This window comes from Variovorax sp. 54 (assembly GCF_002754375.1).
Classification (GTDB): domain Bacteria; phylum Pseudomonadota; class Gammaproteobacteria; order Burkholderiales; family Burkholderiaceae_C; genus Variovorax.
The window spans coordinates 1,830,666-1,854,477 of the sequence record NZ_PEFF01000001.1 but is presented as its reverse complement, the minus strand read 5'-3'; the positions used below and the strand labels follow the sequence as shown (position 1 = coordinate 1,854,477).

The 23,812-nt window shown below is 67.7% G+C and carries 20 protein-coding genes; 4 read left to right on the top strand and 16 right to left on the bottom strand.

The window, feature by feature from the left end:
- Positions 1–7: 7 nt before the first annotated feature.
- The 7 genes from CLU95_RS08375 to CLU95_RS08335 form a co-directional block, all read right to left on the bottom strand.
- On the bottom strand, positions 8–1,123 hold the full coding sequence (locus CLU95_RS08375; RefSeq protein WP_099792153.1) for an acyl-CoA dehydrogenase family protein: 1,116 nt from the start codon (positions 1,121–1,123) through the stop codon (positions 8–10).
- Between the two features lie 38 nt (positions 1,124–1,161).
- The gene (selA, locus tag CLU95_RS08370; protein WP_099792151.1) at positions 1,162–2,610 is read right to left on the bottom strand and encodes an L-seryl-tRNA(Sec) selenium transferase; all 1,449 of its coding nucleotides are present in this window, start codon (positions 2,608–2,610) and stop codon (positions 1,162–1,164) included.
- Positions 2,610–3,641: a formate dehydrogenase accessory protein FdhE gene (gene fdhE, locus CLU95_RS08365; protein ID WP_099792150.1), complete on the bottom strand. Its 1,032-nt coding sequence runs from the start codon at positions 3,639–3,641 to the stop codon at positions 2,610–2,612. Before fdhE ends, selA begins: the two co-directional genes overlap by 1 nt.
- Before the next feature lie 10 nt (positions 3,642–3,651).
- Positions 3,652–4,275: a formate dehydrogenase subunit gamma gene (locus CLU95_RS08360; protein WP_099792148.1), complete on the bottom strand. Its 624-nt coding sequence runs from the start codon at positions 4,273–4,275 to the stop codon at positions 3,652–3,654.
- Entirely contained in the window at positions 4,272–5,249 is a 978-nt protein-coding gene (fdxH, locus tag CLU95_RS08355) for a formate dehydrogenase subunit beta (protein WP_099792146.1), read from the bottom strand. The genes CLU95_RS08360 and fdxH overlap by 4 nt, the downstream gene beginning before the upstream one ends.
- A gap of 183 nt (positions 5,250–5,432) precedes the next feature.
- Positions 5,433–8,510: a formate dehydrogenase-N subunit alpha gene (gene fdnG / locus CLU95_RS08345; RefSeq protein ID WP_143605980.1), complete on the bottom strand. Its 3,078-nt coding sequence runs from the start codon at positions 8,508–8,510 to the stop codon at positions 5,433–5,435.
- 70 nt (positions 8,511–8,580) lie between these two features.
- The gene (locus CLU95_RS08335) at positions 8,581–8,826 is read right to left on the bottom strand and encodes a hypothetical protein (protein ID WP_257214562.1); all 246 of its coding nucleotides are present in this window, start codon (positions 8,824–8,826) and stop codon (positions 8,581–8,583) included.
- 252 nt (positions 8,827–9,078) lie between these two features.
- Between CLU95_RS08335 and CLU95_RS08330 the strand changes: the two genes are divergently transcribed.
- Both CLU95_RS08330 and CLU95_RS08325 read left to right on the top strand, forming a co-directional pair.
- Positions 9,079–11,595: an ABC transporter permease gene (locus CLU95_RS08330; RefSeq protein WP_099792135.1), complete on the top strand. Its 2,517-nt coding sequence runs from the start codon at positions 9,079–9,081 to the stop codon at positions 11,593–11,595.
- Between the two features lie 117 nt (positions 11,596–11,712).
- Positions 11,713–13,197, top strand: a complete 1,485-nt coding sequence (locus CLU95_RS08325; RefSeq protein WP_099792133.1) for an AAA family ATPase — start codon at positions 11,713–11,715, stop codon at positions 13,195–13,197.
- Between the two features lie 21 nt (positions 13,198–13,218).
- On the opposite strand, the gene CLU95_RS08320 is transcribed toward CLU95_RS08325, so the two are convergent.
- Positions 13,219–14,139 carry a LysR family transcriptional regulator gene (locus CLU95_RS08320; RefSeq protein WP_099792131.1) on the bottom strand — a complete coding sequence of 307 codons (921 nt, stop codon included), beginning with the start codon at positions 14,137–14,139 and terminating at the stop codon, positions 13,219–13,221.
- A gap of 127 nt (positions 14,140–14,266) precedes the next feature.
- Here CLU95_RS08320 and CLU95_RS08315 point away from each other — a divergent pair, with 127 nt between their 5' ends.
- Positions 14,267–15,790, top strand: a complete 1,524-nt coding sequence (locus tag CLU95_RS08315) for an MFS transporter (RefSeq protein ID WP_099792129.1) — start codon at positions 14,267–14,269, stop codon at positions 15,788–15,790.
- 14 nt (positions 15,791–15,804) lie between these two features.
- Here CLU95_RS08315 and CLU95_RS08310 read toward each other — a convergent pair whose 3' ends face one another.
- Positions 15,805–16,473 (bottom strand): hypothetical protein, encoded by a 669-nt coding sequence (locus tag CLU95_RS08310; protein ID WP_099792127.1) that lies wholly within the window; start codon positions 16,471–16,473, stop codon positions 15,805–15,807.
- A 511-nt stretch (positions 16,474–16,984) separates the two neighbouring features.
- Between CLU95_RS08310 and CLU95_RS08305 the strand changes: the two genes are divergently transcribed.
- A complete protein-coding gene (locus CLU95_RS08305) occupies positions 16,985–17,209 on the top strand; it encodes a SlyX family protein (protein ID WP_062469081.1) in 225 nt (74 codons plus the stop codon).
- A gap of 10 nt (positions 17,210–17,219) precedes the next feature.
- Here CLU95_RS08305 and trhA read toward each other — a convergent pair whose 3' ends face one another.
- From trhA to cyoB, 7 genes are all read right to left on the bottom strand, one after another.
- Positions 17,220–17,927, bottom strand: a complete 708-nt coding sequence (gene trhA, locus CLU95_RS08300) for a PAQR family membrane homeostasis protein TrhA (RefSeq protein ID WP_099792125.1) — start codon at positions 17,925–17,927, stop codon at positions 17,220–17,222.
- 63 nt (positions 17,928–17,990) lie between these two features.
- Positions 17,991–18,557: a response regulator transcription factor gene (locus CLU95_RS08295; protein ID WP_099792123.1), complete on the bottom strand. Its 567-nt coding sequence runs from the start codon at positions 18,555–18,557 to the stop codon at positions 17,991–17,993.
- Positions 18,554–19,948, bottom strand: a complete 1,395-nt coding sequence (locus tag CLU95_RS08290; protein ID WP_099797174.1) for an ATP-binding protein — start codon at positions 19,946–19,948, stop codon at positions 18,554–18,556. Before CLU95_RS08290 ends, CLU95_RS08295 begins: the two co-directional genes overlap by 4 nt.
- The gene (locus tag CLU95_RS08285) at positions 19,932–20,765 is read right to left on the bottom strand and encodes an SURF1 family protein (protein WP_099792121.1); all 834 of its coding nucleotides are present in this window, start codon (positions 20,763–20,765) and stop codon (positions 19,932–19,934) included. Before CLU95_RS08285 ends, CLU95_RS08290 begins: the two co-directional genes overlap by 17 nt.
- Entirely contained in the window at positions 20,765–21,175 is a 411-nt protein-coding gene (gene cyoD / locus CLU95_RS08280; protein ID WP_099792119.1) for a cytochrome o ubiquinol oxidase subunit IV, read from the bottom strand. The genes CLU95_RS08285 and cyoD overlap by 1 nt, the downstream gene beginning before the upstream one ends.
- On the bottom strand, positions 21,172–21,813 hold the full coding sequence (cyoC, locus tag CLU95_RS08275; RefSeq protein ID WP_099792117.1) for a cytochrome o ubiquinol oxidase subunit III: 642 nt from the start codon (positions 21,811–21,813) through the stop codon (positions 21,172–21,174). The genes cyoD and cyoC overlap by 4 nt, the downstream gene beginning before the upstream one ends.
- Positions 21,806–23,812 (bottom strand): cytochrome o ubiquinol oxidase subunit I, encoded by a 2,007-nt coding sequence (gene cyoB, locus CLU95_RS08270; protein WP_099792115.1) that lies wholly within the window; start codon positions 23,810–23,812, stop codon positions 21,806–21,808. Before cyoB ends, cyoC begins: the two co-directional genes overlap by 8 nt.

Below are 23,812 nucleotides of genomic sequence, written 5' to 3'. Positions count from 1 at the left end.
GGGCCTTTCAGAACAGGGGCAGGCCGGTGATGGCCTTGCCGATGAAGTCGTAGAGCACGTCGGAGGTGGGCGCCATCACGCTCGAGGCGCGCGCATCGCGGAACAGGCGCTCGATGCCGGCCTCCTTGCGGAAGGCCGCGCCGCCGCACACGCGCATGGCGATGTCGGTCACTTCGAGCGCGGTTTCGGCGGCTGCGGCTTTCACTTCGAGCACGCGCAGCATGGTGTCGGCGCGGCCCGCGCCGATGGCGGCCACGGTGTCGTCGAGCAGCGTCTGCACCATGTCGGTCTTGATGCGGGCGCGCGCGAGATAAGCGCGGATGGTGGGCAGGTCGGCCAGCGACGAATCGAGGTGCACATGCTTCGTCTGACTCACATGGCCGATGGCGCGGCTCAATGCGCCTTCCATGAGGCCGACGGAACACGCCGCGCTGAGCGCCGAGAACCAGGGCAGCACCACGCCCATCATCGTGTCGAAGCCCTTGCCGTCTTCGCCCAGGCGTGCGTCGGCGCCGATGCGAACGCCCTTCGCGGTGATCGGCGTTGAGGCATTGCCGCGCAGGCCCAGCCCGTCGAAGCGGCCGGGTTGAGTGAGGCCATCGGACTTCGCATCGACCAGCCACAGCGTGCTCGCGCCTTCGGCTGCGAGCGGCTTGCTCGACCAGACATAGCTGTCGGCCTCGAAGGCCGAGGTGACCCAGCTCTTGCGCGCATCGAGCACCACGTTCGCGCCGTCCGCGCGCGCGGTGCCGGTGGGCGCCCAGAAGTGGCTGCGCGAATCGGCTTCGGAAAAAGCGAGGGTGCCCAGGTGCTTGCCTTGGGCGATGGCCTTGCGCACGGCCTCGGGGCCCTGTTGTTCCAGCACGGCGGTGGCGCAGTAGTGCATGCACACCACCATCGCGGTGGAGGGGCAGGTCTGCGCGATGCGCGAGACCACCTGCGCCGCTTCCTTCAAGCCCAGGCCCTGGCCGCCGACCGACGTGGCCGAGATCAGCCCGAGCAGGCCCGCCTTGCCCAGCGCCTGGGTCGTCTCTCGCGGAAAGCGAGCCTCGCTGTCGGTGCGCAAGGCCAAGGGCTGCAGCGTTTCCGTTTCGATACCGGCGAGCACGTCGAGGGGATTCATCGCTTTCTCCTGAGGGTAGAGGTTGAGGGAAGGGACTGCTACTCCAGCCGCTCGCGCAATTCGGCGAGCTGGGCCGTGAAGGGGGCGCTGTCTTCGAGGCAGCGCAGATCGAGAAGAAGGCGGTCTTCCGCGATGCGGCCGATCACCGGTAGCGGCAGGCCGCGCAGGGCGGTGGCGAGCTTGTCGAGCGCCGTGCCCAGGCCTTTCTTTGCGGTGCCGGCCGGTGCGAGTGCGAGGCCGGCCGAAGGCAGACGCTCGACCGGCAGCGAGCCCGAGCCGATCTGGCCGAGCAGCGGCACCACCTCGACGGTGAAGCGCGGCGACACAGCAGCTTGAACGGCAGGCAAGAGCGCCTCGGCCATCTCGCGGATCGCATCGGCGGGGCGTGTGAGCAGGCGCAGCGTCGGCAGGTCTTTCGCCAGGCGCTCGGGCCGCAGGTAGAGCGAGAGCGTCGCTTCGAGCGCCGCAAGCGGCAGCTTGCTCATGCGCAGCGCGCGCTTCATCGGGAACTTGCGGATGCGGCCCACGGCCTCCTTGCTGCCCACGATGAGCCCGGCCTGCGGGCCGCCCAGCAGCTTGTCGCCGGAGAAGGTGACCACGTCGCAGCCGGCCGCGAGCATTTCCTGCGGCAGCGGCTCGCGCGGCAGGTCGTAGTGCGCGAGGTCGACGAGCGACCCGCTGCCGAGATCCGTGGCCAGCGGTACGCCGCGCGCATGCGCGATGCCGGCGAGCGTGGCTTCGTCGACCGCGGCGGTGAAGCCCTGCACCGCGTAGTTGCTGGTGTGCACCTTCATCACGAGCGCGGTCTGCGCGTTGATGGCGCGTTCGTAGTCCTGCGGATGCGTGCGGTTGGTGGTGCCCACTTCGACCATGCGCGCACCGGCGCTGGCCATCACATCAGGCATGCGGAAGGCGCCGCCGATCTCGACCAGCTCGCCGCGCGAGACGATCACTTCGCGCTCGCGCGCGAGCGCCGCGATGGTGAGCAGCACCGCGGCCGCATTGTTGTTGACCACCGTCGCGGCCTCGGCGCCGGTGATGGTGCACAGCAGCTCCTCGACCAGCGAATCGCGGTCGCCGCGGCTGCCGGTGGCGAGGTCGTACTCGAGGTTGTTGGGCGAGGTCATCACCGCAAGCAGGCGCTGCAATGCGGCATCGGCCAGCAGCGCGCGGCCGAGGTTGGTGTGGATGACGGTGCCGGTGAGGTTCAACACGGCGCGCATGCGCGGTGCGAGGCGGTCCTGGACACGAGCTGTGAGTGCAGTGGCGAGCGCTTCGGTCTGCACTTCCGACGCGGCGAGCGTGCCGGCCACGGCCCGCGCGCGAAGCCCTTCGAGCAGCGCGCGCGCTTCACCGACAACGAGGGTGCGGCCGTGTTCGGCCAAGAGGGCGCGCGGCGCATCGGCGCGCAGCAGTTGATCGACAGAAGGCAGATCCTGGGGCCTTGCCGTCGAGCCGTGGACCACGGACTCTTCGGGCGCTGCCATCAGCCGCCTCCGCCGTCGTCGAGGATTTCTTCGGGGTCGCCGAACAGCAGCATCAGGTTGTGGCCGCTGCGCTGGTGGCCGGCCTCGGACACCAGCAGGTCGAGCGTGACGCTGGCGAGGTCGTCGGCGACGGGCTCGACCTCGGGGTCTCGCTCCATCGCGATCTGCTTCAAGTAGTGGCCGCAGCTGTCACAGCACTCGGCCTTCACCGCGCCTTCGCGTGCGCCGGTCGCGGGCAGCTCGATGCCGGGTTCCGGCGTGAGCGATTCGAAATGGATGCCCTTGGTGCTTTCGCAGTGCGTGCACTTGATGCGCACGTAGTGCCACTCGGTGCTGCACAGCGAGCAGTGCAGGTAGCGAAAGCCCGCCTCGTCGGCGCCGATGCGCGTGATGCTCGCGGTGGGCGCGCTGCCGCAGCACGGGCATTCGTTGCCGGGATCGGTGCGGCCGAAAATGCTCTCGCCATTGCGATCGGCCACCTGCAGCACGAGCTGCGTCCAGTAGGCCTGGAGACCAGAGGCGATCAGCGGCGCTGCGGCCAGGTCGAGCCCGAACATGATGCGGCGCGAGAGCAGGTCGGCCTGCTGGTCGAGCCAGGCGTCGTCGGCGGCCACCACGCGGTCGAGCGTGTCGCGTGCAGGGCCTTCGGGCAGGCGCGCGCGAAAGAGGCCGAGCAGGCGCCGCAGCTGCACGCGCCACACCGCATCGCGCGTCCAGCCGAAGGCGGGCATCGGCGGCTTGAGCACTTTCGCGGCGGCCTCGAGCGCTTCGGATTCGGGGAGCGCGACGGCCGGGTAGTCCTGCAGCACCTGGTGCTGCGCCTGCGCAAGGTCGGCGATGAAGATCAGGTACTCGCGCATCGGGTGCGAAGCCGTGAGCTGGCGCAATCGCAATTGCCGGTCGGAGAACACCGCGGCGCGCACCGGCAGGCGCAGGAACGGCATCTGCCGCCCGGCTTGCATCGCGATCTGTTCGGGGTCGAGGACGCGCGTGGTGCGGATCGGTGGCGGCGTACCGGTGGGGCTCGTCATCGGCGCAGTATCACTCACCACGCGTCATTTTGCGATGCCAAAGAGGATGGTTCAGCTTGGCCCATCCTTCGGTGACGGTGCCCCGCGTCATCGCGCGCAGCGTGCCCTTGACCCAGATCGCGGCATAGATGTGCGTGATGACCGACAGGATCAACACCACCGCCGAGACCGCATGCACCACCACCGCGATGCGCCGCAAGAGGATCGGGAAGAAGCCGACGAACCACGGACTCCAGAACATGAAGCCCGTCACCAGCAGCAGCAAGAGGCTGATGCCGAAGGCCCAGAACACCAGCTTCTGCCCGGCGTTGTACTTGCCGACGGGTGGCATGCCCGACTTGTCGCCCTTGAGCATCTTCGGCGCGTTCTTGACCCACTCGCGGTCGCCGCTGTCCAGGATGTTCTCGCGCCACATCGCGCCGAACAGGAACACGAAGCCCAGCACCATCAGAAGGCCCATGAAGGGATGCAGGATGCGCGTCCACTGCCCGCCGCCGAACAGCGTGCTCAGGAAGAACAGGCTCGGGTGGAAGAAGGCCAGGCCCGAGAGCGCGGCCGCGAAGAACATGATCGCGACGAACCAGTGGTTCATACGCGTGGCGTCGCGGTAGCGGCGAAGGTAGTAGCGGGTCATCGCGTGTCTCCTCGGGCTTCGGTCGCGCGGGGCGCAGCCGTCGTGGCCGGCGGCGCCTCGATCACCACCACGTCATCGGGCTTGCCATCGGCGTCGGCATCGGGGTGCTCGTCCTTGGGCTCGATGGGGCCGGTCTTCATGTAGTGGAAGAAGCTGCCGACCACGGCACCGATCATCGCGACCATGGCCAGCGGCTTGGCCACGCCCTTCCACAGCGACACCAGCGGGCTGATGGTCGGGTTTTTAGGCAGGTTGGCGTACAGGCCCGGGCGGTCGGCGTGCTGCAGCACGTACATGACGTGCGTGCCGCCCACGCCGGCCGGGTCGTACACGCCGGCGTTGGCAAAGCCGCGGTCCTTCAGGTCGACGATGCGCTCCGCGGCGTACTCGTGCATGTCGTCCTTGGTGCCGAAGTGCAGCGCGCCGGTGGGGCAGGCCTTCACGCAGGCCGGCTCCAGGCCCACGCCCACGCGGTCGGAACACAGCGAGCACTTGTAGGCCTTGTTGTCGGCCTTGCTGATGCGCGGCACGTCGAACGGGCAACCGGTGACGCAGTTGCCGCAGCCCACGCAATGCTCGCTGATGAAGTCGACGATGCCGTTGGCGTACTTGACGATGGCGCCCGGCGCCGGGCAGGCCTTGAGGCAGCCCGGGTCGTCGCAGTGCATGCAGCCGTCCTTGCGGATCAGCCACTCGAGCTTGCCTTCCTCGGGCTCGACTTCCGAGAAACGCATCACGGTCCACGAGGCGGGCGTGAGGTCGTTCGGGTTGTCGTAGGTGCCGTGCGTGGTGCCGATGTCGTCGCGCAGGTCGTTCCACTGCATGCACGCGACCTGGCAGGCCTTGCAGCCGATGCAGGTCGTCACGTCGATGAGCTTCGCAACCTCCTGCACCTGCGGGCGGTTGCGGATCTCGGGCGACGGCGTGGTGGTGGCCGAGCGGGCGAGGATGTCGAGGGTTTGAAGGGAGGACATCAGCGGCTCCGGTCTTTTTCTTGTCCCCTCTCCCGCGTGCGGGAGAGGGTTAGGGTGAGGGCCGCAGCCTGGCAAGTGTTGTCTGCGGTTCCATCGCCGTCGGCCCTCACCCCGGCCCTCTCCCGCACGCGGGAGAGGGGGCAAGTCAGGGCCGTGTCATGGAGAAGGGGCGTGCGCTTCATCTCACGCCTTCTCGATGTTCACAGTGAACGACTTGTACTCAGGCGTCTGCGTGTTCGCATCGCCCACGAACGGTGTCAGCGTGTTCACCAGGTAGCCCGGCTTGGCGATGCCGACGAAGCCCCAGTGGTTCGGCAGTCCCACCGTGTGCACGGTGCGGCCGTCGACCTGCAGCCCGACGATGCGCTTGGTGACCAGCGCCACGGCCTTGATGAAGCCGCGCTTGCTCGACACCTTCACCATGTCGCCGTTGGCGATGCCCTTCTCCTTCGCGAGCTCTTCGCCGATCTCGACGAACTGCTGCGGCTGGATGATGGCCGAGGTGCGCACGTTCTTGGTCCAGTAGTGGAAGTGCTCCGTGAGTCGGTAGCTGGTGGCCACGTACGGAAAATCTTTCGGCGTGCCCAGGCGTTCGAGGTCACCCTTGAAGATGCGCGCCGCCGGATTGGCGCGCGCCTTGTCGTTCTTCGGGTGCATCAGGTTGTTGACCAGCGGCGACTCGAAGGGCTCGTAGTGCTCGGGCAGCGGCCCTTCGGCCATGCCCGTGGGCGCGTAGAGCCGCGCGACGCCTTCGGCCGTCATGATGAACGGTCGCACGGCGTCGGCGTCCATCGGGTTGGCGTCGGGGCGGATGTCGGGCACGTCGGAGCCGGCCCACTGCTTGCCGTTCCACGCCACGAGGTTGCGTCGGGCGATCCACGGCTTGCCGGTGGTCGGGTCGGTCGAGGCGCCGTTGTACAGAATGCGCCGGTTGGCCGGCCAGGCCCAGGCCCAGTTCTGCACCATGCCGATGCCGTACGGGTCGGCGTTGTCGCGCCGCGCCATCTGGTTGCCGGCCTGGGTCCAGGCGCCAGCGTAGATCCAGCAGCCGCTCGCGGTGGAGCCGTCGTCGCGCAGCAGGCCGAAGCCCGCCAGCTGTTCGCCGGCCTTGGCCAGCGGCGGCTTGCTCGGGTCCTTCGGGTCGAGCAGGTCGGTGAGCGCGCGGCCGTTGTATTCCATCGCCAGCTCTTGCGCCGAAGGCGAGTGCGCAATCTTGTAGGGCCAGGTCAGCTTGACGATCGGGTCGGGGAACGCACCGCCGTCCTTGATGTAGGCCTGGCGGATGCGGTTGTAGATGCCGGCCACGATCTCGATGTCGCCCTTGGCCTCGCCCGGCGGCTCCGCGCCCTTCCAGTGCCACTGCAGCCAGCGGCTGGAGTTGGTGAGCGAGCCGTCTTCTTCCGCGAAGCAGGTCGACGGCAGGCGGAACACCGTGGTCTGGATGTCGGTGGTCTTGACGTCGTTGAACTCGCCGAAGTTGCGCCAGAACTCGCTCGTTTCGGTCTGCAGCGGATCGATGGTGACAAGGAACTTGAGCTTGGAGAGCCCGTCGATGATCTTCTTTTTGTCGGGGAACGAGCCCACGGGGTTGAAGCCCTGGCAGATGTAGCCGTTGAGCTTGCCCTGGTTCATGAGCTCGAAGGCCTGCAGGATGTCGTAGAGCTTGTCGATCTTGGGCAGGTAGTGAAAGGCCCACTCGTTCTCGGCCGTGGCCGCGTTGCCCCACCACGACTTCTGCATGCTGACGAAGAACTTGGGGTAGTTCTGCCAGTAGCTCATCTGGTTGGGCCGCAGCGGCTTGAGGGCACGGGTCTTGTAGTAGTCCTCCAGCGTCTGCTCGCTGTCGCGCGCCAGCGACATGTAGCCCGGCAGCGAGTTCGACAGCAGCCCCAGGTCGGTGAGACCCTGGATGTTGCTGTGGCCGCGCAGCGCGTTCATGCCGCCGCCCGGCACGCCGATGTTGCCCAGCAGCAACTGCACGAGCGCGCCGGTGCGGATCATCTGCGAGCCCTGGCTGTGCTGCGTCCACCCCAGCGCATACATGATGGTCATGGTGCGGCCGCTGGTGCTGGTGCTCGCGATGTACTCGCACACCTTCAGGAACTTGTCCTGCGGCGTGCCGGTGATGCGGCTCACCAGCTCGGGCGTGTAGCGCGAATAGTGCCGCTTCATGACCTGCAGCACGCACTGCGGGTCCTGCATGGTCATGTCGACCTTGGCCATGCCGGCCTCGTCGAGCGCGTAGGCCCACGACTTGGGGTCGTAGTTGCGCTTCTCGGCGTTGTAGCCGCTGAACAGGCCGTCCTCGAACTTGTAGTCAGGCCCGACGATGAACGGCGCGTTGGTGTAGTTGCGCACGTACTCCGTCTGGATCTTGTCGTTGCTCAGGAGAAAGTTGAGGACCCCCGCCAGGAACGCGATGTCCGACCCCGCGCGGATCGGCGCGTAGTAGTCGGCCACGGCGGCCGACCGCGTGAAGCGCGGATCGACCACGACCAGGCGGGCCTTGTTCTGTTTCTTGGCTTCGATGACCCACTTGAAGCCGCACGGGTGCGCCTCCGCGGCATTGCCGCCCATGATCAGCACGACATCCGCGTTCTGGATGTCCTGCCAATGGTTGGTCATTGCGCCTCTGCCGAACGTCGGGGCCAGACTGGCCACCGTCGGTCCGTGTCAAACGCGTGCCTGGTTGTCGAAGACCAGCATTCCGGTCGAGCGGAATGCCTTGTGGGTGATGTAGCCGGTTTCGTTGGACGAGGCCGACGCGCAGAGCATGCCGGTGCTGGTCCAGCGGTTGACGGTCTTGCCGTCGGCGTTGGCGGTCTGGAAGTTGGCGTCGCGGTCGGCCTTGAGCAGCTTGGCGATGCGGTCGAGCGCTTCGTTCCAGCCGATGCGCTTCCACTCGGTGCTGCCGGCCTCGCGCACTTCCGGGTACTTCAGCCGCATCGGGCTGTGCACGAAGTCGAGCAGGCCCGCGCCCTTGGGGCACAGCGTGCCGCGGTTCACGGGGTGGTCGGCATCGCCCTCGATGTGCAGGATGTCCGACACCACGTTCTTGGCCTTGTCGCCCAGGCTGTACATGATGAGCCCGCAGCCCACGGAGCAGTACGGGCAGGTGTTGCGGGTCTCGGTGGTGCGCGCGAGCTTGAAGTTGCGGGCCTCGGCCAGCGCGGCGGTCGGCGAAAAGCCGAGCGCGACGATGCTGGAGCCGATCAGGCCCGCGCTGCTCACGCGGAAGAATTGCCGGCGGCTTATGTCCATGACATGACCTCCTGCACAACGGATGTGGGTTGTTTCATCGTGGGTTCTTCTTTCGGGGGCTTCTGTTTTCTTATTTGGGGGCAGTGCCGTCGCCGCCGCTCGGGGCCGGGGCTGCCCCGCCGGAGGTGCCACCACCGCCCGCGCCGCTCATGCCGCCCACGGCTGCGCCGCCTTCGGACGGGCCTTTGGGGGAAGCGGAGGGATCGACGGTGTCGCCCGAGGCGGCCGGCTTGACGCCGGTCGGGCTGCCGCCTGCAGGAGCGGGGGCGGCGCCAGCGGCGGGAGCGCTCGCGGGCTTGGGGTCACAGGCACTCAACAACAAACCAAGGGCCAGACAAAGGCCGAGGGCTGGCAGGCGCTGACATCGAGGCATCGACAACACTCCTTGTGGGGGAAGGGCGGTCCGACAACGGGCTGTTCACGGGCTGTTTTAGTCCCCGTGCCGACGGTGGCGACGGGATGCGTTTTTCGCATCATGCGACAGCATGTCGCTTCGATCAAGGGCCCGGGGCGGGCAATAACCCTTGATCGCCGCGGCCCTGGCGGGGCTCGGCTATCGTTCGCGCCTATGAATGCTTCCCTTCGCCTTGGCTGGCGCACGCTCTGGCGCGATCTGCGTGCCGGCGAGCTGCGCCTCTTGATCGTGGCCGTGGTGCTGGCCGTGGCCGCGCTCACGGCGGTCGGCTTCTTTGCCGACCGGCTGCAGGGCGGATTGCAGCGCGACGCGCGCCAACTGCTGGGCGGCGACGCCGTGGTCGTGAGCGACAACCCGACGCCCGAGGCCTTCATCGCACAGGCGAAGTCGTTCGGCCTTGCGGGCACCGGCACCTTCGGTTTCCCCACCATGGCGCGGGCCGAAGAGGCGCAGGGTGGCGCCAGCAAGCTCGTGGCCCTGAAGGCCGTGGCGCCGGGCTACCCGCTGCGCGGCAACCTGCAGACGGCCACCACGGCCGAAGGCGCGGGCACCGTGACGCGCGACGTGCCGGCGTCGGGCGAGGTCTGGGTCGATGCCTCGCTGCTCGACTCGCTGGGTCTGAAGGTCGGCGACACGCTGCTGCTGGGCGACACCGGCCTGCGCGTGGGCCGCGTGATCACGCTGGAACCCGACCGGGGCGCGGGCTTCATGAGTTTTTCGCCACGCGTGATGCTCAACCAGTCCGACGTGGCGCGCACCGGCCTCGTGCAGCCGGCCAGCCGCGTGGGCTACCGCTACGCCGTGGCCGGCGACGACGCCGCGGTGAAGCGCTTCACCGAGTGGGCCGACGCCACCATCAAGAAGGGCGAGCTGCGCGGCGTGCGGCTCGACTCCTTCGAAGGCGGCCGGCCCGAGATGCGCCAGACGCTCGACCGCGCCGAGAAATTCCTGAGCCTCGTCGCGCTGCTCGCCGCGCTGCTGTCGGCCGTGGCCGTGGCGCTGGCCGCGCGCGGCTTCGCGGCCAGCCACCTGGACGACTGCGCCATGCTGCGCGTGCTCGGCCAGAGCCAGCGCACCATCGCCGCGGCCTATGCCTTCGAGTTCGCGGTGATCGGCACCGTGGCCAGCGCGATCGGCGTGGCCATCGGCTTCGCCGTCCACTATGTGTTCGTGCTGCTGCTGGCCGGGCTGGTCGAGACCGCATTGCCCGCCGCCACGCTGTGGCCCGTGGCCTTCGGCCTGGGCATGGGGCTCACGCTGCTGTTCGCCTTCGGCCTGCCGCCGGTGCTGCAGTTGGCGCGCGTGCCGCCGCTGCGCGTGATTCGCCGCGACGTGGGCGGGCTCAAGCCTGCATCGCTCGCCGTGCTCGGCATCGGCGTGGCGGGCTTTGCGGCGCTGCTGATGGCGGCGAGCAGCGACATCAAGCTGGGCCTGATCGCGGTCGGCGGCTTTGCCGGTGCCGTGGCCGTGTTCGCGCTCCTGAGCTGGCTGGCCGTGAAGGTGCTGCGCCGTAGCGTCAACGAAACCACCGCGCCGCGCTGGCTGGTGCTGGCCACGCGGCAGATCTCGGCGCGGCCGGCGTACGCCGTGGTGCAGGTCAGCGCGCTCGCCGTGGGCCTGCTGGCGCTGGTGCTGCTCGTTCTGCTGCGCACCGACCTCGTCGCGAGCTGGCGCAAGGCCACGCCGCCCGATGCGCCGAACCGTTTCGTCATCAACGTGATGCCCGAGCAGAGCGACGCGTTCCAGAAGACGCTGCGCGACGCGGGCGTCGCCAAGTTCGACTGGTACCCGATGATCCGCGGCCGGCTGGTGGCGATCAACGACAAGCCCGTGACGCCCGACGACTACACCGAGGACCGCGCCAAGCGCCTGGTCGACCGCGAGTTCAACCTGAGCAACAGCACCGCCGCGCCCGCGCACAACGCCGTCACCGCCGGTGCCTGGACGCCCGAGGCGAAGAACGAGGTGAGCGTGGAAGAAGGCCTGGCCGAAACGCTGGGCCTGAAGCTCGGCGACACCCTGCGCTTCGACATCGGCGGCATGCAGAACGACGCGCGCATCACCTCGCTGCGCAAGGTCGACTGGGGCTCGCTGCACGCCAACTTCTTCGTGATGTACACCGTGGCCTCGCTGGCCGACGTGCCCGTGACCTACATGGGCGCCTTCCGCGCGCCCGAAACGCGCGGCTTCGACAACGCGCTGGTGCGCAGCTTCCCCAACGTGACCAACGTCGACATGAGCGCCACCATCAACCAGGTGCAGCGCGTGCTCGACCAGGTGATCCGCGCGGTCGAGTTCCTGTTCGGCTTCACGCTGGCGGCCGGGCTGGTGGTGCTGTTCGCGGCCGTCACCGCCACGCGCGAAGAGCGTGCGCGCGAGTTCGCCGTGATGCGCGCCGTGGGCGCCCGCGCCAGCCTGCTGCGGCAGGTGCAGCGCGCCGAACTGATCGGCGTCGGTCTGCTCGCGGGCTTTCTCGCGAGCATCGTGGCCTCGGTGATCGGCTGGGGGCTCGCGCGCTACGTGTTCGAGTTCACCTGGACCGCCTCGCCACTCGTGCCAGTGGCGGGCGCGCTGGCCGGCGCGGTGCTCGCGCTGGCGGCGGGGTGGTGGGGCTTGCGCGATGTGCTGCGCCGGCCGGTGGTCGACACGCTGCGGCGCGCGGCAGAGTAGGGCAGCACCGCGGCAAGAGCGCGCCGTACAGTTTTTTTCTTCCGCGATCGGCAAGACGGGGCCGGGGATGCAATACATTCCCCGGCCCCGTATCCAATTCAGAAGAGAAATTCCTGCATGCGCTTGGCGTCATTCCAGATCACCAACTATCGCTCGATCCACGACAGCGGCTCCATCGATTCCTCCCAGATCACAGCGATCCTCGGCCGAAATGACAGCGGCAAATCGAACCTGCTGCGCGCGTTGCACAGCCTGAACCCGACCGACGGGCTCACGGCACTCAGTCCCATCAAGGACTTTCCGCGGCACCGCCGCCTGGACGAATGCACCGACGACACCCCCGTCGTGCACACGCGCTGGGACCTCGACGCCTCCGAACAGCTGGCGCTCGCCGCCATCCTGCCGCGCGCAGCGGGCGTGCGCCAGGTCACGGCCGGTCGCGGCTACGGCGCCACGCGCACGACCGGCTTCGAGGGCCTGGGCCCGCTGTCGATCGACGTGAGCGACATCAAGGCCAAGGTCCGCAAGATCGTGCCCGCCGTCAAGGCCGCGGCCGAGAAGGTCGCCGACGAACTGAAGGCCCCGCTCGAACAGGAGGCCGACGCCTTCGACGCCGCGATGATCCCGAGCCCCGATTTCGTCAAGTGGTCGGCCGGCGCGTTGCTGGCATTGCAGGCACTGCGCCAGGCGCTGGCCACGGCCGGCGCCGAGATCGCCGACAAGCAGGCGCAGATGCTGACCGAGCTCGAAGAGCTGGCACGCACGATCGACAACGACCAGCCCGCGCTGGCCCGCGCCCGCGCCTGGGTGCTGGAGCAACTGCCGCGCTTCATCTACGTCGAGGACTACGCCTCGCTGCCCGGCCGCCAGAACATCGCCGAGTACCTCATGCGCAAGGGCTGGGGCGAGCGCACGGCGGGCGAGCGCAATTTCGAGAAGCTGTGCCAGGTGGCGGGGCTCGACCCGCAGCAGTTGCAGGACCTGTTGGCGAAGAACGACCTGGCGACGCGCAACCAGTTGGTGAACCGGGCCGGTGCCGTCGTGACCGCCGAGATCCGTCGGCTGTGGAAGGACCGCCCGCTCAAGATTCGCTTCAACCTCGACGGGCAGCACCTGGAGACGCTGGTGTCGGACCCGAACGGCGCCTACGAAGTCGAAGTGAACCTGGACGAGCGCAGCCGCGGCTTCCAGTGGTTCTTCTCGTTCTACATCGCGTTCTTCGCCGGCACCCGGGGCGTTGCATCCGGGGCGGTCGTGCTGCTGCTCGACGAGCCCGGGCTGCACCTGCATGCGCGCTCGCAGGCCGATCTGCTCGCGCACCTGGAGAACGACTTCGGCCACCAGATCCTCTACACCACGCACTCGCCGTTCATGGTGCCGGCGCACCGGCCCGACGCCGTGCGCGCGGCCCACATCGACGACGTGGCGGGCACCACGGTGCGCGCGGCGACGCCGGAGGACGCGCGCACGCTGTTCCCGCTGGACGCACTGGCGGCGCTGTGGGGCCGCACGGCTGCACCGGTGCAACCGCAGCCGGCCACTGTCGTGGCTGCGCCAGCCCCGCTGCCGGTCGAAGCGCCCGACCTCGCGGTCGCGGCCTGACGCACCCGCCCCGCCCGCCGTTCAGCGGCGCGGCGGGCGGTTGTCTTTCTCTTCTTCGTCGGCGGTCGCAGTGAACATGTGTTCACTCGCGAAATCGACAAACGCCCGCACCTTCGGCGACAACTGCCGGCTCGACGGCCACAGCGCAGAAAACTGCCCTCGCCGCACGAGGTGCGGCGCCAGCACGCGCTGCAGCTCGCCGCGGCGCAACGCATCGCGCGCCAGGAAGTCGGGCATGTACGCGATGCCCAGGCCCGCGACCGCGGCGCCCAGCATGGCTTCCATGTTGTTGCAGACCAGGCCCGGCGGCAGCTGGGGCGGCAGGCCGGGCAGGTCCCAGTCTTCGATCTTTCCGCCGGTCACGAACTTGTAGCGCAGGCAGCTGTGGCGCGCGAGGTCGGCCGGCACTCGCGGCACGCCGTGCTGCGCGAGGTAGGCCGGCGAGGCCGCGAGCACGAAGCTGAACGGGCCGAGGCGGCGCGCCACGAGCTGTGAATCGACCAGCTCGCCGCTGCGGATCGCCACGTCGACGCCTTCGGCCACCACGTCGACCAGCCGGTCGTTGAAGTCGAGGTCGAGTTCGATCTCGGGATAGCGCGCCTTGAACGCCGGCAGGATCGGCAACAGAAAGCGGTAGCCGATGGTCGGCAGGCTCACGCGCAGGCGGCCGCGCGGCGTGGCGACGGCGTCCTGCAGCATGGCGCGCGCATCGCCGAGCTCGTCGAGGATGCGGCGGCAGCGCTCGTGGAACATCGCGCCCTCGGCCGTGAGCCGCACCTGCCGCGTGGTGCGGTGGAACAGGCGCACGGCCACCTGCGCCTCGAGCCGCGCGACGTTCTTGCCCACGGCCGAGGCCGAGATGCCCAGGTCGCGGCCCGCCCGCGCAAAGCTCTGCAGGTCGGCCGCCCGCACGAAGGATTCGAGTCCGCTGAAGCTGTCCATGGGCTTGATTGGCAACTTTAGGTTGGTAGTGTGAGGATAAGAGGGCCTATTTTCGTTTCATTGAATCCCTTTTATCTTCGTTTCACGCATTTCCCCTTTTGTCTTCTTCCGCGTGAAAGCCCTCCCGATGTCTTCCCCCGATTCCCACAAAGCCTGGTTGCTCGCCGCCGTCTGCCTGGCCGCGCTCGGCATGCCGCTGAGCTTCACCGGCCCGGCCGTGGTGCTGCCCGCGATCCGCGACACGCTGGGCGGCACGCCGGTGCAGCTCAACTGGGTGACCAACGCCTTCATGCTGAGCTTCGGCGCCACGCTGATGGCGGCCGGCGCGCTGGCCGATGCGTACGGGCGTAAGCGCGTCTTTCTGCTGGGCCTGGCGGTGGTGGCGCTGAGCAGTGCGCTGCTGACGCTGGCGCCGGGCATCGTTGCTTTCGATCTCGCGCGCGCCGTGCAGGGGCTGGGCTCGGCGGCAGCCTTTGCGGCGGGCACGGCGGCGCTGGCGCAGCTGTTCGACGGGCCGGCGCGGCTGCGGGCGTTCAGCCTCATCGGCACCTCGTTCGGCGTGGGGCTGTCGTGCGGATCGATCCTGTCCGGCTGGCTGGCCGACACCGTCGGCTGGCACGCCGTGATGCTGAGCCCCGGCGCCGTGAGCCTCGTCGCGCTGTGCCTGGCCGCGCCGCGCATGCGCGAGTCACGCAACCCGCAGGCAATGGGGCTGGACGTGCCGGGCACGCTCAGCTTCACGGCCGCGCTGAGCCTGCTCACGCTGGGCGTGCTGCAGGCGCCCGACAGCGGCTGGGGCAGCCCGTGGGTGCTCGCGGCGCTGGCCGGTGCGCTGGCCACGGGCGCGGCCTTCATCGCCATCGAGCGGCGCGTGGCGCATCCGATGCTCGACCTGTCGCTGTTCCGCTTTCCGCGCTTCGTCGGCGTGCAGCTGCTGGCCGCGGCGCCGGCCTACGGCTTTGTCGTGCTGCTGGTGCTGCTGCCGATCCGCTTCATCGGGCTCGAAGGGCGCAGCGCGCTGGAGGCGGGCGGTTTCATGTTCGCGCTGTCGGGGCCGATCCTCATGGTGCCGACGCTGGCTGCGTGGCTTGCGCACCGGTTCTCGGCGGGTGTGATCTCGGCGGTGGGGTTGCTGGTGTGTGCGGCGGGGCTGGTGTGGCTGAGCCGCTGCGCGCCGGGCACGCCCTTGCACGGCCTCGTCGGCCCGCTGCTGCTGATCGGCGCCGGCATCGGCCTGCCGTGGGGGCTGATGGATGGCCTGGCCGTGAGCGTGGTGCCGCGCGAACGGGCGGGCATGGCGTCGGGCATCTTCAACACCGTGCGGGTCGCGGGGGAGGGCATTGCGCTGGCACTGGTGGGGGCGGGGCTCACGGCGCTGGTGGTGCGGCAGCTGGGGGTGTCGTCGTCTTCGTCCGTGGCGGTGTCGCAGGCGGCGCAGCGCGTGGTGACGGGCGACCTGGCGCAGGCGCTCGCCTTGTTGCCGGGCATGGACCGCGCGGGGCTGCTGCACGCGTATGGCGTGGCATTCGGGACGCTGTTGCGCGTGCTGGCTGGGGTGACGGTGTTGACGGCGGTGGTGGTGTTTGTGTTTCTGCGCGGCGAGGTCGAGTCGCACGGCGCGAAGGCTGCGCTGAATGGCTCGACGTCCTGAGCGGGGCGCCGCCCTCAGTTCAGCTTGATGTTGGAGCCTTCGAGCTTGGCTTGCCCCTTGGCGAGCGACTGCACATTGCTTTCTTTGACTTGGGTGTTGGTGAAGTCGACCGAGCGGCTGATGGTATTTCCGACGATCTTCAAATTGCCAATGTTGCCCTGTTGAAGCTCCAACGAATCGATGGTGTTGCCTTCGAGCAGTACCTGAGCGGCATTCAGCCGACCGCTACGCAGCGACGGGATCTTGTTGTTCCTGAACACGAGGCTTTGCGTGAGAACGGGTTGCGGATTCTTGTCGTCAGGTTCAAAACCACCTCCGATGCCTGTGCGCTTGCCCGGACCGCCGCCAAAGATATTGTTTTCGACAAGAAGGGTTTTGAAGGCCCCCGCATATACGCTGCAAACGGCGTTGTCGTTGCCGTAGATCTGACTGTCCTTGAGCACAAAGTTGCGTGCGCCTTCTTTGATGGAAATTTTCAAGGCGCCGCCCTTGACTCTCTCTAGCACTACATCCTCTTTGACTGTGGCGTTGAGGAGGTCGAGGTTTTCCAGCACGGTGTCGCGGATGGTGAGCGACTGCAGAACGCTTGAGACCATGTCGAACTTGCCGCGCAGCTTGCAGTCGCTGATTACAACGTTGGGGACGATACCATTCGATTCGCGCGCATCTATGAGGCAATTCATTGAATCGAATTCGCAGTTATGGATGAGCAACGCCGAGTGACCGAGAACACCGAACCACTTGCCATTGCACCCAATGAAGGCGGATTCGCCGTAGGTCCCGACGCTGCCCTGCTGATTTGGATCTGCCGATATGCCATTAAGGGTGCATTGCCGGTACGTGACCGTTTTGCTACCGCTGCCTCCCGTACGCGGGGTCTCAGGACAAGGGGGATCGGGGGAGGTTCAATTGAAAGTGTGCGCGGCATCGACGTCTTCCGTGACAGGCAAAGAGGTCGAAGCAGTCTGCGGGGATGCCGTCGCACGCACTGCGAACAATCGTCAACCGAAGCGGGTGTGCCGCAGAAAATTGCGATGAGCGTGGAAAAGTGGGGGTGCTCATCGCGGCGGCGCATGACGCTGGCTGGCCTGCGTCGCCCCGAAGATGTTTCGCAGCCGCTGCGTGAACACGCGCACGCGCGACTGAGCGGGGCGCTGTCAAGAAAACCGGTGGATCTTCCTGTCCAATAGCCCCATGGAACATTCACCGAACGACGTGACAGAGCGTCTGAACGACCTCGAGATCAAGTCGAGCTACGCCGAAGACCTGCTCGAGCAGCTGAACATGACGATCTACCGGCAACAGCAGCAGATCGACAGCCTGATCCTGCAGGTCGCGCAGCTGCGGCTGCAGAGCCAGAACGCGGGGCAGGACGGGGGCGCGCGCAACCTGCGCGACGAACTCCCGCCTCACTACTGAGTAAAAGCGCTCAGCCGTGCGCGTGCCAGAGCACGGCGAAGAAGTGGCAGGTGCTGCCGGCCAGCACAAACAGGTGCCACACCGAATGCGCATAGCGCACCTTGTTGTCGAACAGGAACACCACGGCCCCGGCCGTGTAGAACAGCCCGCCGGCCACGAGCCAGGCCAGACCGGCCGATGACATGCGCTCGTACAGCGGCACCGCCGCCATCAGCGCCATCCAACCCATCGCCACGTACAGGCCGGTGGACCACAGCGGGTGCTGCAGGCGGTTGAACAGCTTGGCGCTCACGCCCAGCACGGCGGCGGCGGTGATGGCGCCGAACAGCGTCCAGCCCCAGGGCCCGCGCAGCACGCCGAACAAGAAGGGCATGTAGCTGCCCGCAATGAACAGGTAGATGGCCGCGTGGTCGAGCCGGTTGAACCAGGCTTTGGCGCGGCCGATCGGCAGCGCGTGGTACAGCGTGGAGATCAGGTACAGCACGATGGCCGTGCCCGCGAAGAGCGACGCGCCCACCACGGCTGCGGCCTGGCCCTTCTGGGCGGCGCTGTAGACCAGGATCGGCAGCGAGGCGATCGCCAGCAACAGGCCCAGGCCGTGGCTCAGGGCGTTGAAGAGCTCTTCCATCGCGGTCTGGTCGCGCGCGGCGGACGCCGGCGTTTTCTTCAGATCGGCGGAAAGGGCGGGCTGCAGTTGCAGCGGCGGGCTATTCGTCATCAGGAACAGAGCCTCCAGGGTCGGGTTTGGTTCCGCAAGAATGCGCGAAACCGGCAGATCATGTTACTTGACCTGCTGTTTGCCGAGTTTGCGTGCCAATGTGCGCCGATGCATGCCAAGCCGGCGTGCGGTTTCCGAGATGTTGAAGCCGGTTTCGGCCAGCATTTCGTGGATGCGCTCCCACTCCAGCGTCTTGATCGAGGTCGAGCGGTTGGTCAGTTCGACCTCGGTGGTGCCGGCGGCGCGGCCGAAGGCGGCCTCGATGTCGTCGGTGTTCGAGGGCTTGGCCAGGTAATGGCAGGCGCCGAGCTTGATGGCCTCGACGGCAGTGGCAATGCTCGCGAAGCCGGTGAGCACCACGATCAGCATCTCGGCGTCGTGCCGGTGCAGGATCTGCACACAGGCCAGGCCCGAGGCCTCGCCGTTGAGCTTCAGGTCGACCACGGCGTAGCCCGGCGAGGGGCCGTCGCCTTCCTCGAGCACCGCTTCCACTTCCTCGAGGTTGCGCGCATGCACCACCACGTAGCCGCGCCGCTCGAACGAGCGCGCGAGCGTGCGCGCGAAGGCTTCGTCGTCCTCGACGATCAGCAGCTGGCGGACCTCGGCGGTGGGGTCGGGTGTGGGGGTCATGGGCTGCTCGGGGCTGGGGGGGCGGCGTTGTCCGCGAGGGTGGTTGCTGCTTCTTCGTCCTCTTCGAGCACGATGGCCGCCAGCGGCAGCGTGATGGTCACGATGGCGCCGCCCTCGGGGCGGTTGCGCACGGAGACGCGCCCGCCCAGTGTGCGCGCCACGTTCACGACCAGGAACAGGCCCAGCCCGCCGCCGGGACGGCCCTTGCTCGACTGGTAGGGCTTGCCGAACTCCGCGAGGATGGCCGGCATGAAGCCGGGGCCCGCGTCGGTGACGGTGATGGTGAGCGCATCGGCGTCGTGCGTGGCTTCCAGGCGCAGCCAGTGCGGCGAGGCCTCGAGCGCGTTGTCGAGCACGTTGCACACCATCTGCTTGATCGCCGAGTCGGAGACCATCGGCAGGTCTTGCCCGAACAGGTTCTCGTAGTCGAACTCCTCGACCGGGCGGGTGGTGCGCCATTCTTCGACGAGGTCGTCCAGGAAGGTGCGCACGGTGGTCTCTTCGGACGATTCGCCGCGCGTCTCGCCGGCCGATAGCAGGATGCCGCTCACGATGCTCTTGCAGCGCTGGATCTGCACTTCCATTTCGGCCACTTCCTGCAGCAGCTCGGGGTCGGAGCTGAAGTGCGGCAGCCGGCGCCAGTCGCCCAGGATCACGGCCAGCGTGGCCAGCGGCGTGCCCAGCTCGTGCGCCGCGCCGGAGGCCAGCAGGCCCATGCGCACGATGTGTTCTTCTTCCGACGCGCGCTGGCGCAGGTCGGCCAGCCGCGCGTCGCGCACGCGCAGGTTGCGGCTGATGCGGGTGATGAAGACCACCAGCAGCGCGGCGTTGAGCGCAAAGCACACCAGCATGCCCTGCACGTAGGGGCTCCACAGGCCGCGGTCGTGGTCCAGCGGCAGCGGCAGCGGGCGCGAGAACAGCGCCAGGCCCGCAAAGCACAGGCCGGTGATGACCACGATGGTCCAGGTCGACCAGGCCTTGAGCAGCACCGCGCCCAGGATCACCTGCAGCAGGTACAGAAAGACGAAGGGGTTGGTGGCGCCGCCGCTGAGGTACAGCTGGGCTGTGAGCGTGGCCACGTCGACCAGCAGCGCGACGAACAGCTCTTCGTTGGTCACGCGGCCATGGATGCGCAGGCGCAGCAGGCTCACCATGTTGAACAGCGCCAGGCAGGTGAGCACCTGCAGCATGTGGTTCAGCGGCAGGCGGATGCCGAAACCGTAGTGCACCACGAGGATGGTGGCCACCTGTCCGACCACGGCGAACCAGCGCAGCTGGATCAGCTGCTGCATGTTCTGGTGGCCGATGGCGTTGTCCAGGCTGGCGACGCCCGCGCGCGGGGCGTGCAGCTCGCCGGCCACCGCGACGAGCTTGTCAGTCGCGGCGGACATCGGCGGGACCGGCGGGGTCGGAGCGTGCGGCGTCGGCATGCGGCGCATTTTCGCCGCTGCCGCCGGGTGCCGCCTGCCGGCGCCGGTCGTCGCGCCACACGAACCAGTAGGCGCCGAGCACCATCAGCGCCAGCCCGTACCAGGTGAGGGCGTAGACCAGGTGGCTGTTGGGGAAGGCGACGACCGTCAGGCCGCCGGCCGGCCACGTGGGCGCGGCCTGCGCAATCGCGCGGCCGGCTTCGGCATCGACGAAGTAGGGCGCCACATCGGCCAGGCCGCGCGCCGCGGCAATGGCCTGCACGTCACGCGAGAACCAGCGGTCGGCCGCGGGGTCGTTCGTGCGCAGGAAGCCGCCCTTCGGCTCGGTGAGGCGCAGCAGGCCGGCCACGGCGGTGTCGCCTTGGGGCTCGGGGGCGGTGCGCGCCGCGCGCTCGCGCGCCTCGGGCGGCACGAAGCCGCGGTTGACGAGCACGACGCTGCCGTCGGCGGTGCGCAGCGGGGTCAGCACCCAGAAGCCCGGGCCGAGCTTCGTGTTGGCCTGGACCAGCGCTTCCTTGTCGTGGAGGAACGTGCCGCGAAGGCGCACGTGGGTGTATTCGTTGTCGGCCGCGTTGACCGTGGGCCATTCGGACCGCGCCGGCGCGTCGGTGGCCGGGGCGTGCACGCGCTGGTCGACGCGGGCGATGAGATCGAGCTTCCAGGCCCGGCGCTCGACCTGCCAGGTGCCGAGCGCAAGAAAGCCGGCAAAGGCGAGGACGGCGCAGACCGCCAGCGCCGCACGCGTGACAACGGAGCGCGGGCGGGCGGCCGAGGCCATCAGGGCATGTTCTTCATGTCGTGGACCATGGCCGGCATCATGTTGGTGTTCATGTGATACATGACCCACAGCGACCCGGCCAGCGTGATGACCACGAGCACCAGCGTGAAGATCAGCGCCAGCATGTTCCAGCCGCCTTCGGACTTGGCGTCCATGTGCAGGAAGTACACCATGTGGACCACGATCTGCACCACGGCGAAGCCGAGGATGACGAGGGCGGTGGTGCTCGGGTTGGCGATCACCTTGCCCATCACGAGCCAGAACGGGATCGCGGTCAGGATCACGGCCAGCACGAAGCCGGTCATGTAGCCCTTGAAGGTGCTGTGGCTCACGGGGCCGTCGTCGTGGTGGGCGTCATGCCCATCGTGTGCGCCATGGCCGTGCGCGGCGGTGTCGGTGTGGGCGCTCATGCCATCGATCCCATCAGATACACAAAGGTGAAGACGCCGATCCACACGACGTCCAGGAAGTGCCAGAACATCGACAGGCACATCAGGCGGCGGCGGTTGGCGGGGGTGAAGCCGTGCTTGGGCAGCTGGACCATCAGCACGACGAGCCAGATGATGCCGAAGCTCACGTGCAGGCCGTGCGTGCCCACCAGCGCGAAGAACGACGACAGGAAGGCGCTGCGCTGCGGGCCGGCGCCTTCGTGCAGGAGGTGCGCGAACTCGTACAGCTCCAGGCCGATGAAGCCCAGGCCCAAGAGGCCGGTGATGCCCAGCCACAGCAGCACGCCGCCCATGCGCTTGCGCTGCATCTCGAGCATCGCGAAGCCGTAGGTGATCGACGACAGCAGCAGCAGCGACGTGTTCATCGCCACCAGCGGCAGGTCGAACAGGTCGGCGCCCGAGGGGCCGGCCGCGTAGTTGCGGCCCAGCACGCCATACACCGCGAACAGGCAGGCAAAGATGAGGCAGTCGCTCATCAGGTAGAGCCAGAAGCCCAGCAGCGTGCCGTTCTCGGGGTGGTGGTCCTCGTTGCGGACGTGGAACAGCTCGAACGCCGGTGCGTTCGCGTTCCGGGAGGGGAGGGCGGTGGTATCAGACATGGGCGGTGGCCAGCAGGCGCGTGCGCGCTTCTTCGGTGCGAACGACTTCTTCCGCGGGGATGTAGTAGTCGCGCTTGTAGTTGAAGGTGTGGACGATGATCGCGACCAGCATGGTCACGAAGCCGATGCCGGCCACGAGCCACATCTGCCAGATCAAGGCGAAGCCGCACACCGCGCTCAGCGCCGCGATGATGAAGCCGGCGGCCGTGTTCTTGGGCATGTGCACGGGGCTGAAGCCGTCCAGCGGACGCTGGTAGCCGCGGGCCTTCATGTCGGTCCAGGCGTCGTTGTCATGCACGCGCGGCGTGAACGCGAAGTTGTAGGCCGGCGGCGGCGACGAGGTCGACCACTCGAGCGTGCGGCCGTTCCACGGGTCGCCCGTGGTGTCGCGCAGCGACTCGCGGCGGATGAAGCTCACCACCAGCTGGATCAGGAACGAGGCGATACCCAGTGCGATGAGCACGGCGCCGACGGCGGCGACCTGGAACCAGATCTGCAGCGACATGTCCTGGAAGTGGCTCATGCGGCGCGTGACGCCCATCAGGCCCAGGATGTACAGCGGCATGAAGGCCATCCAGAAGCCGACGATCCAGAACCAGAACGAGCACTTGCCCCAGAACGGATCGAGCTTGTAGCCGAAGGCCTTCGGGAACCAGTAGGTGATGCCCGCCAGCATGCCGAACAGCACGCCGCCGATGATCACGTTGTGGAAGTGGGCAATGAGGAACAGGCTGTTGTGCAGCACGAAGTCGGCCGGGGGCACGGCCAGCAGCACGCCGGTCATGCCGCCGATCACGAAGGTGATCATGAAGCCGATGGTCCACATCATGGGCAGCTCGAAACGGATGCGGCCGCGGTACATGGTGAAGAGCCAGTTGAAGATCTTCGCCCCTGTCGGGATCGAGATGATCATCGTCGTGATGCCGAAGAACGAGTTCACGCTGGCGCCGGAGCCCATAGTGAAGAAGTGGTGCAGCCACACGAGGTACGACAGGATCGTGATCACGACCGTGGCGTAGACCATCGAGGCGTAGCCGAACAGGCGCTTGCTGGAGAAGGTGGAGACCACTTCCGAGAAGATGCCGAAGGCCGGCAGGATCAGGATGTACACCTCGGGGTGACCCCAGATCCAGATCAGGTTCACGTACATCATGGCGTTGCCGCCCATGTCGTTCGTGAAGAAGTTGGTGCCGACGTAACGGTCGAGCGACAGCAGGGCCAGCACGGCCGTGAGCACCGGGAAGGCAGCCACGATCAGCACGTTGGTGCACAGGGCGGTCCACGTGAACACAGGCATCTTCATCATGGTCATGCCGGGCGCGCGCATCTTCACGATGGTGGCCAGCAGGTTCACGCCCGAGAGCAATGTGCCCACCCCCGCGATCTGCAAGGACCAGATGTAGTAATCCACCCCCACGTCAGGACTGAACAGGATGCCCGACAGCGGCGGGTACGCCAGCCAGCCGGTCTTGGCGAACTCGCCCACGAACAGCGAGGCCATCACGAGGCCGGCGCCGAAGGTGGTCATCCAGAAGCTGAAGTTGTTCAGGAACGGGAAGGCCACGTCGCGCGCGCCGATCTGCAGTGGCACCACGAAGTTCATGAGGCCCGTGACCAGCGGCATCGCCACGAAGAAGATCATGATCACGCCGTGGGCGGTGAAGATCTGGTCGTAGTGGTGCGGCGGCAGAAAGCCCGCGTTGTCGCCGAAGGCGACGGCCTGCTGGGCCCGCATCATCAGTGCGTCGGCGAAGCCGCGCAGCAGCATCACCAGGCCCAGGATGATGTACATGATGCCGATCTTCTTGTGGTCGATGCTGGTGATCCAGTCATTCCACAAGGTGCCCCACAGCTTGAAGTAGGTCACGGCGCCCAGCAGCGCCAGGCCGCCCAGGATCACGGCCGCGAAGGTCACGAGCAGGATCGGCTCGTGAAGGGGAATCGCCTCCCAGGAGAGGCGGCCGAAGACGAGCTTCGTCAGGTCTAGGTTCTGCAACAT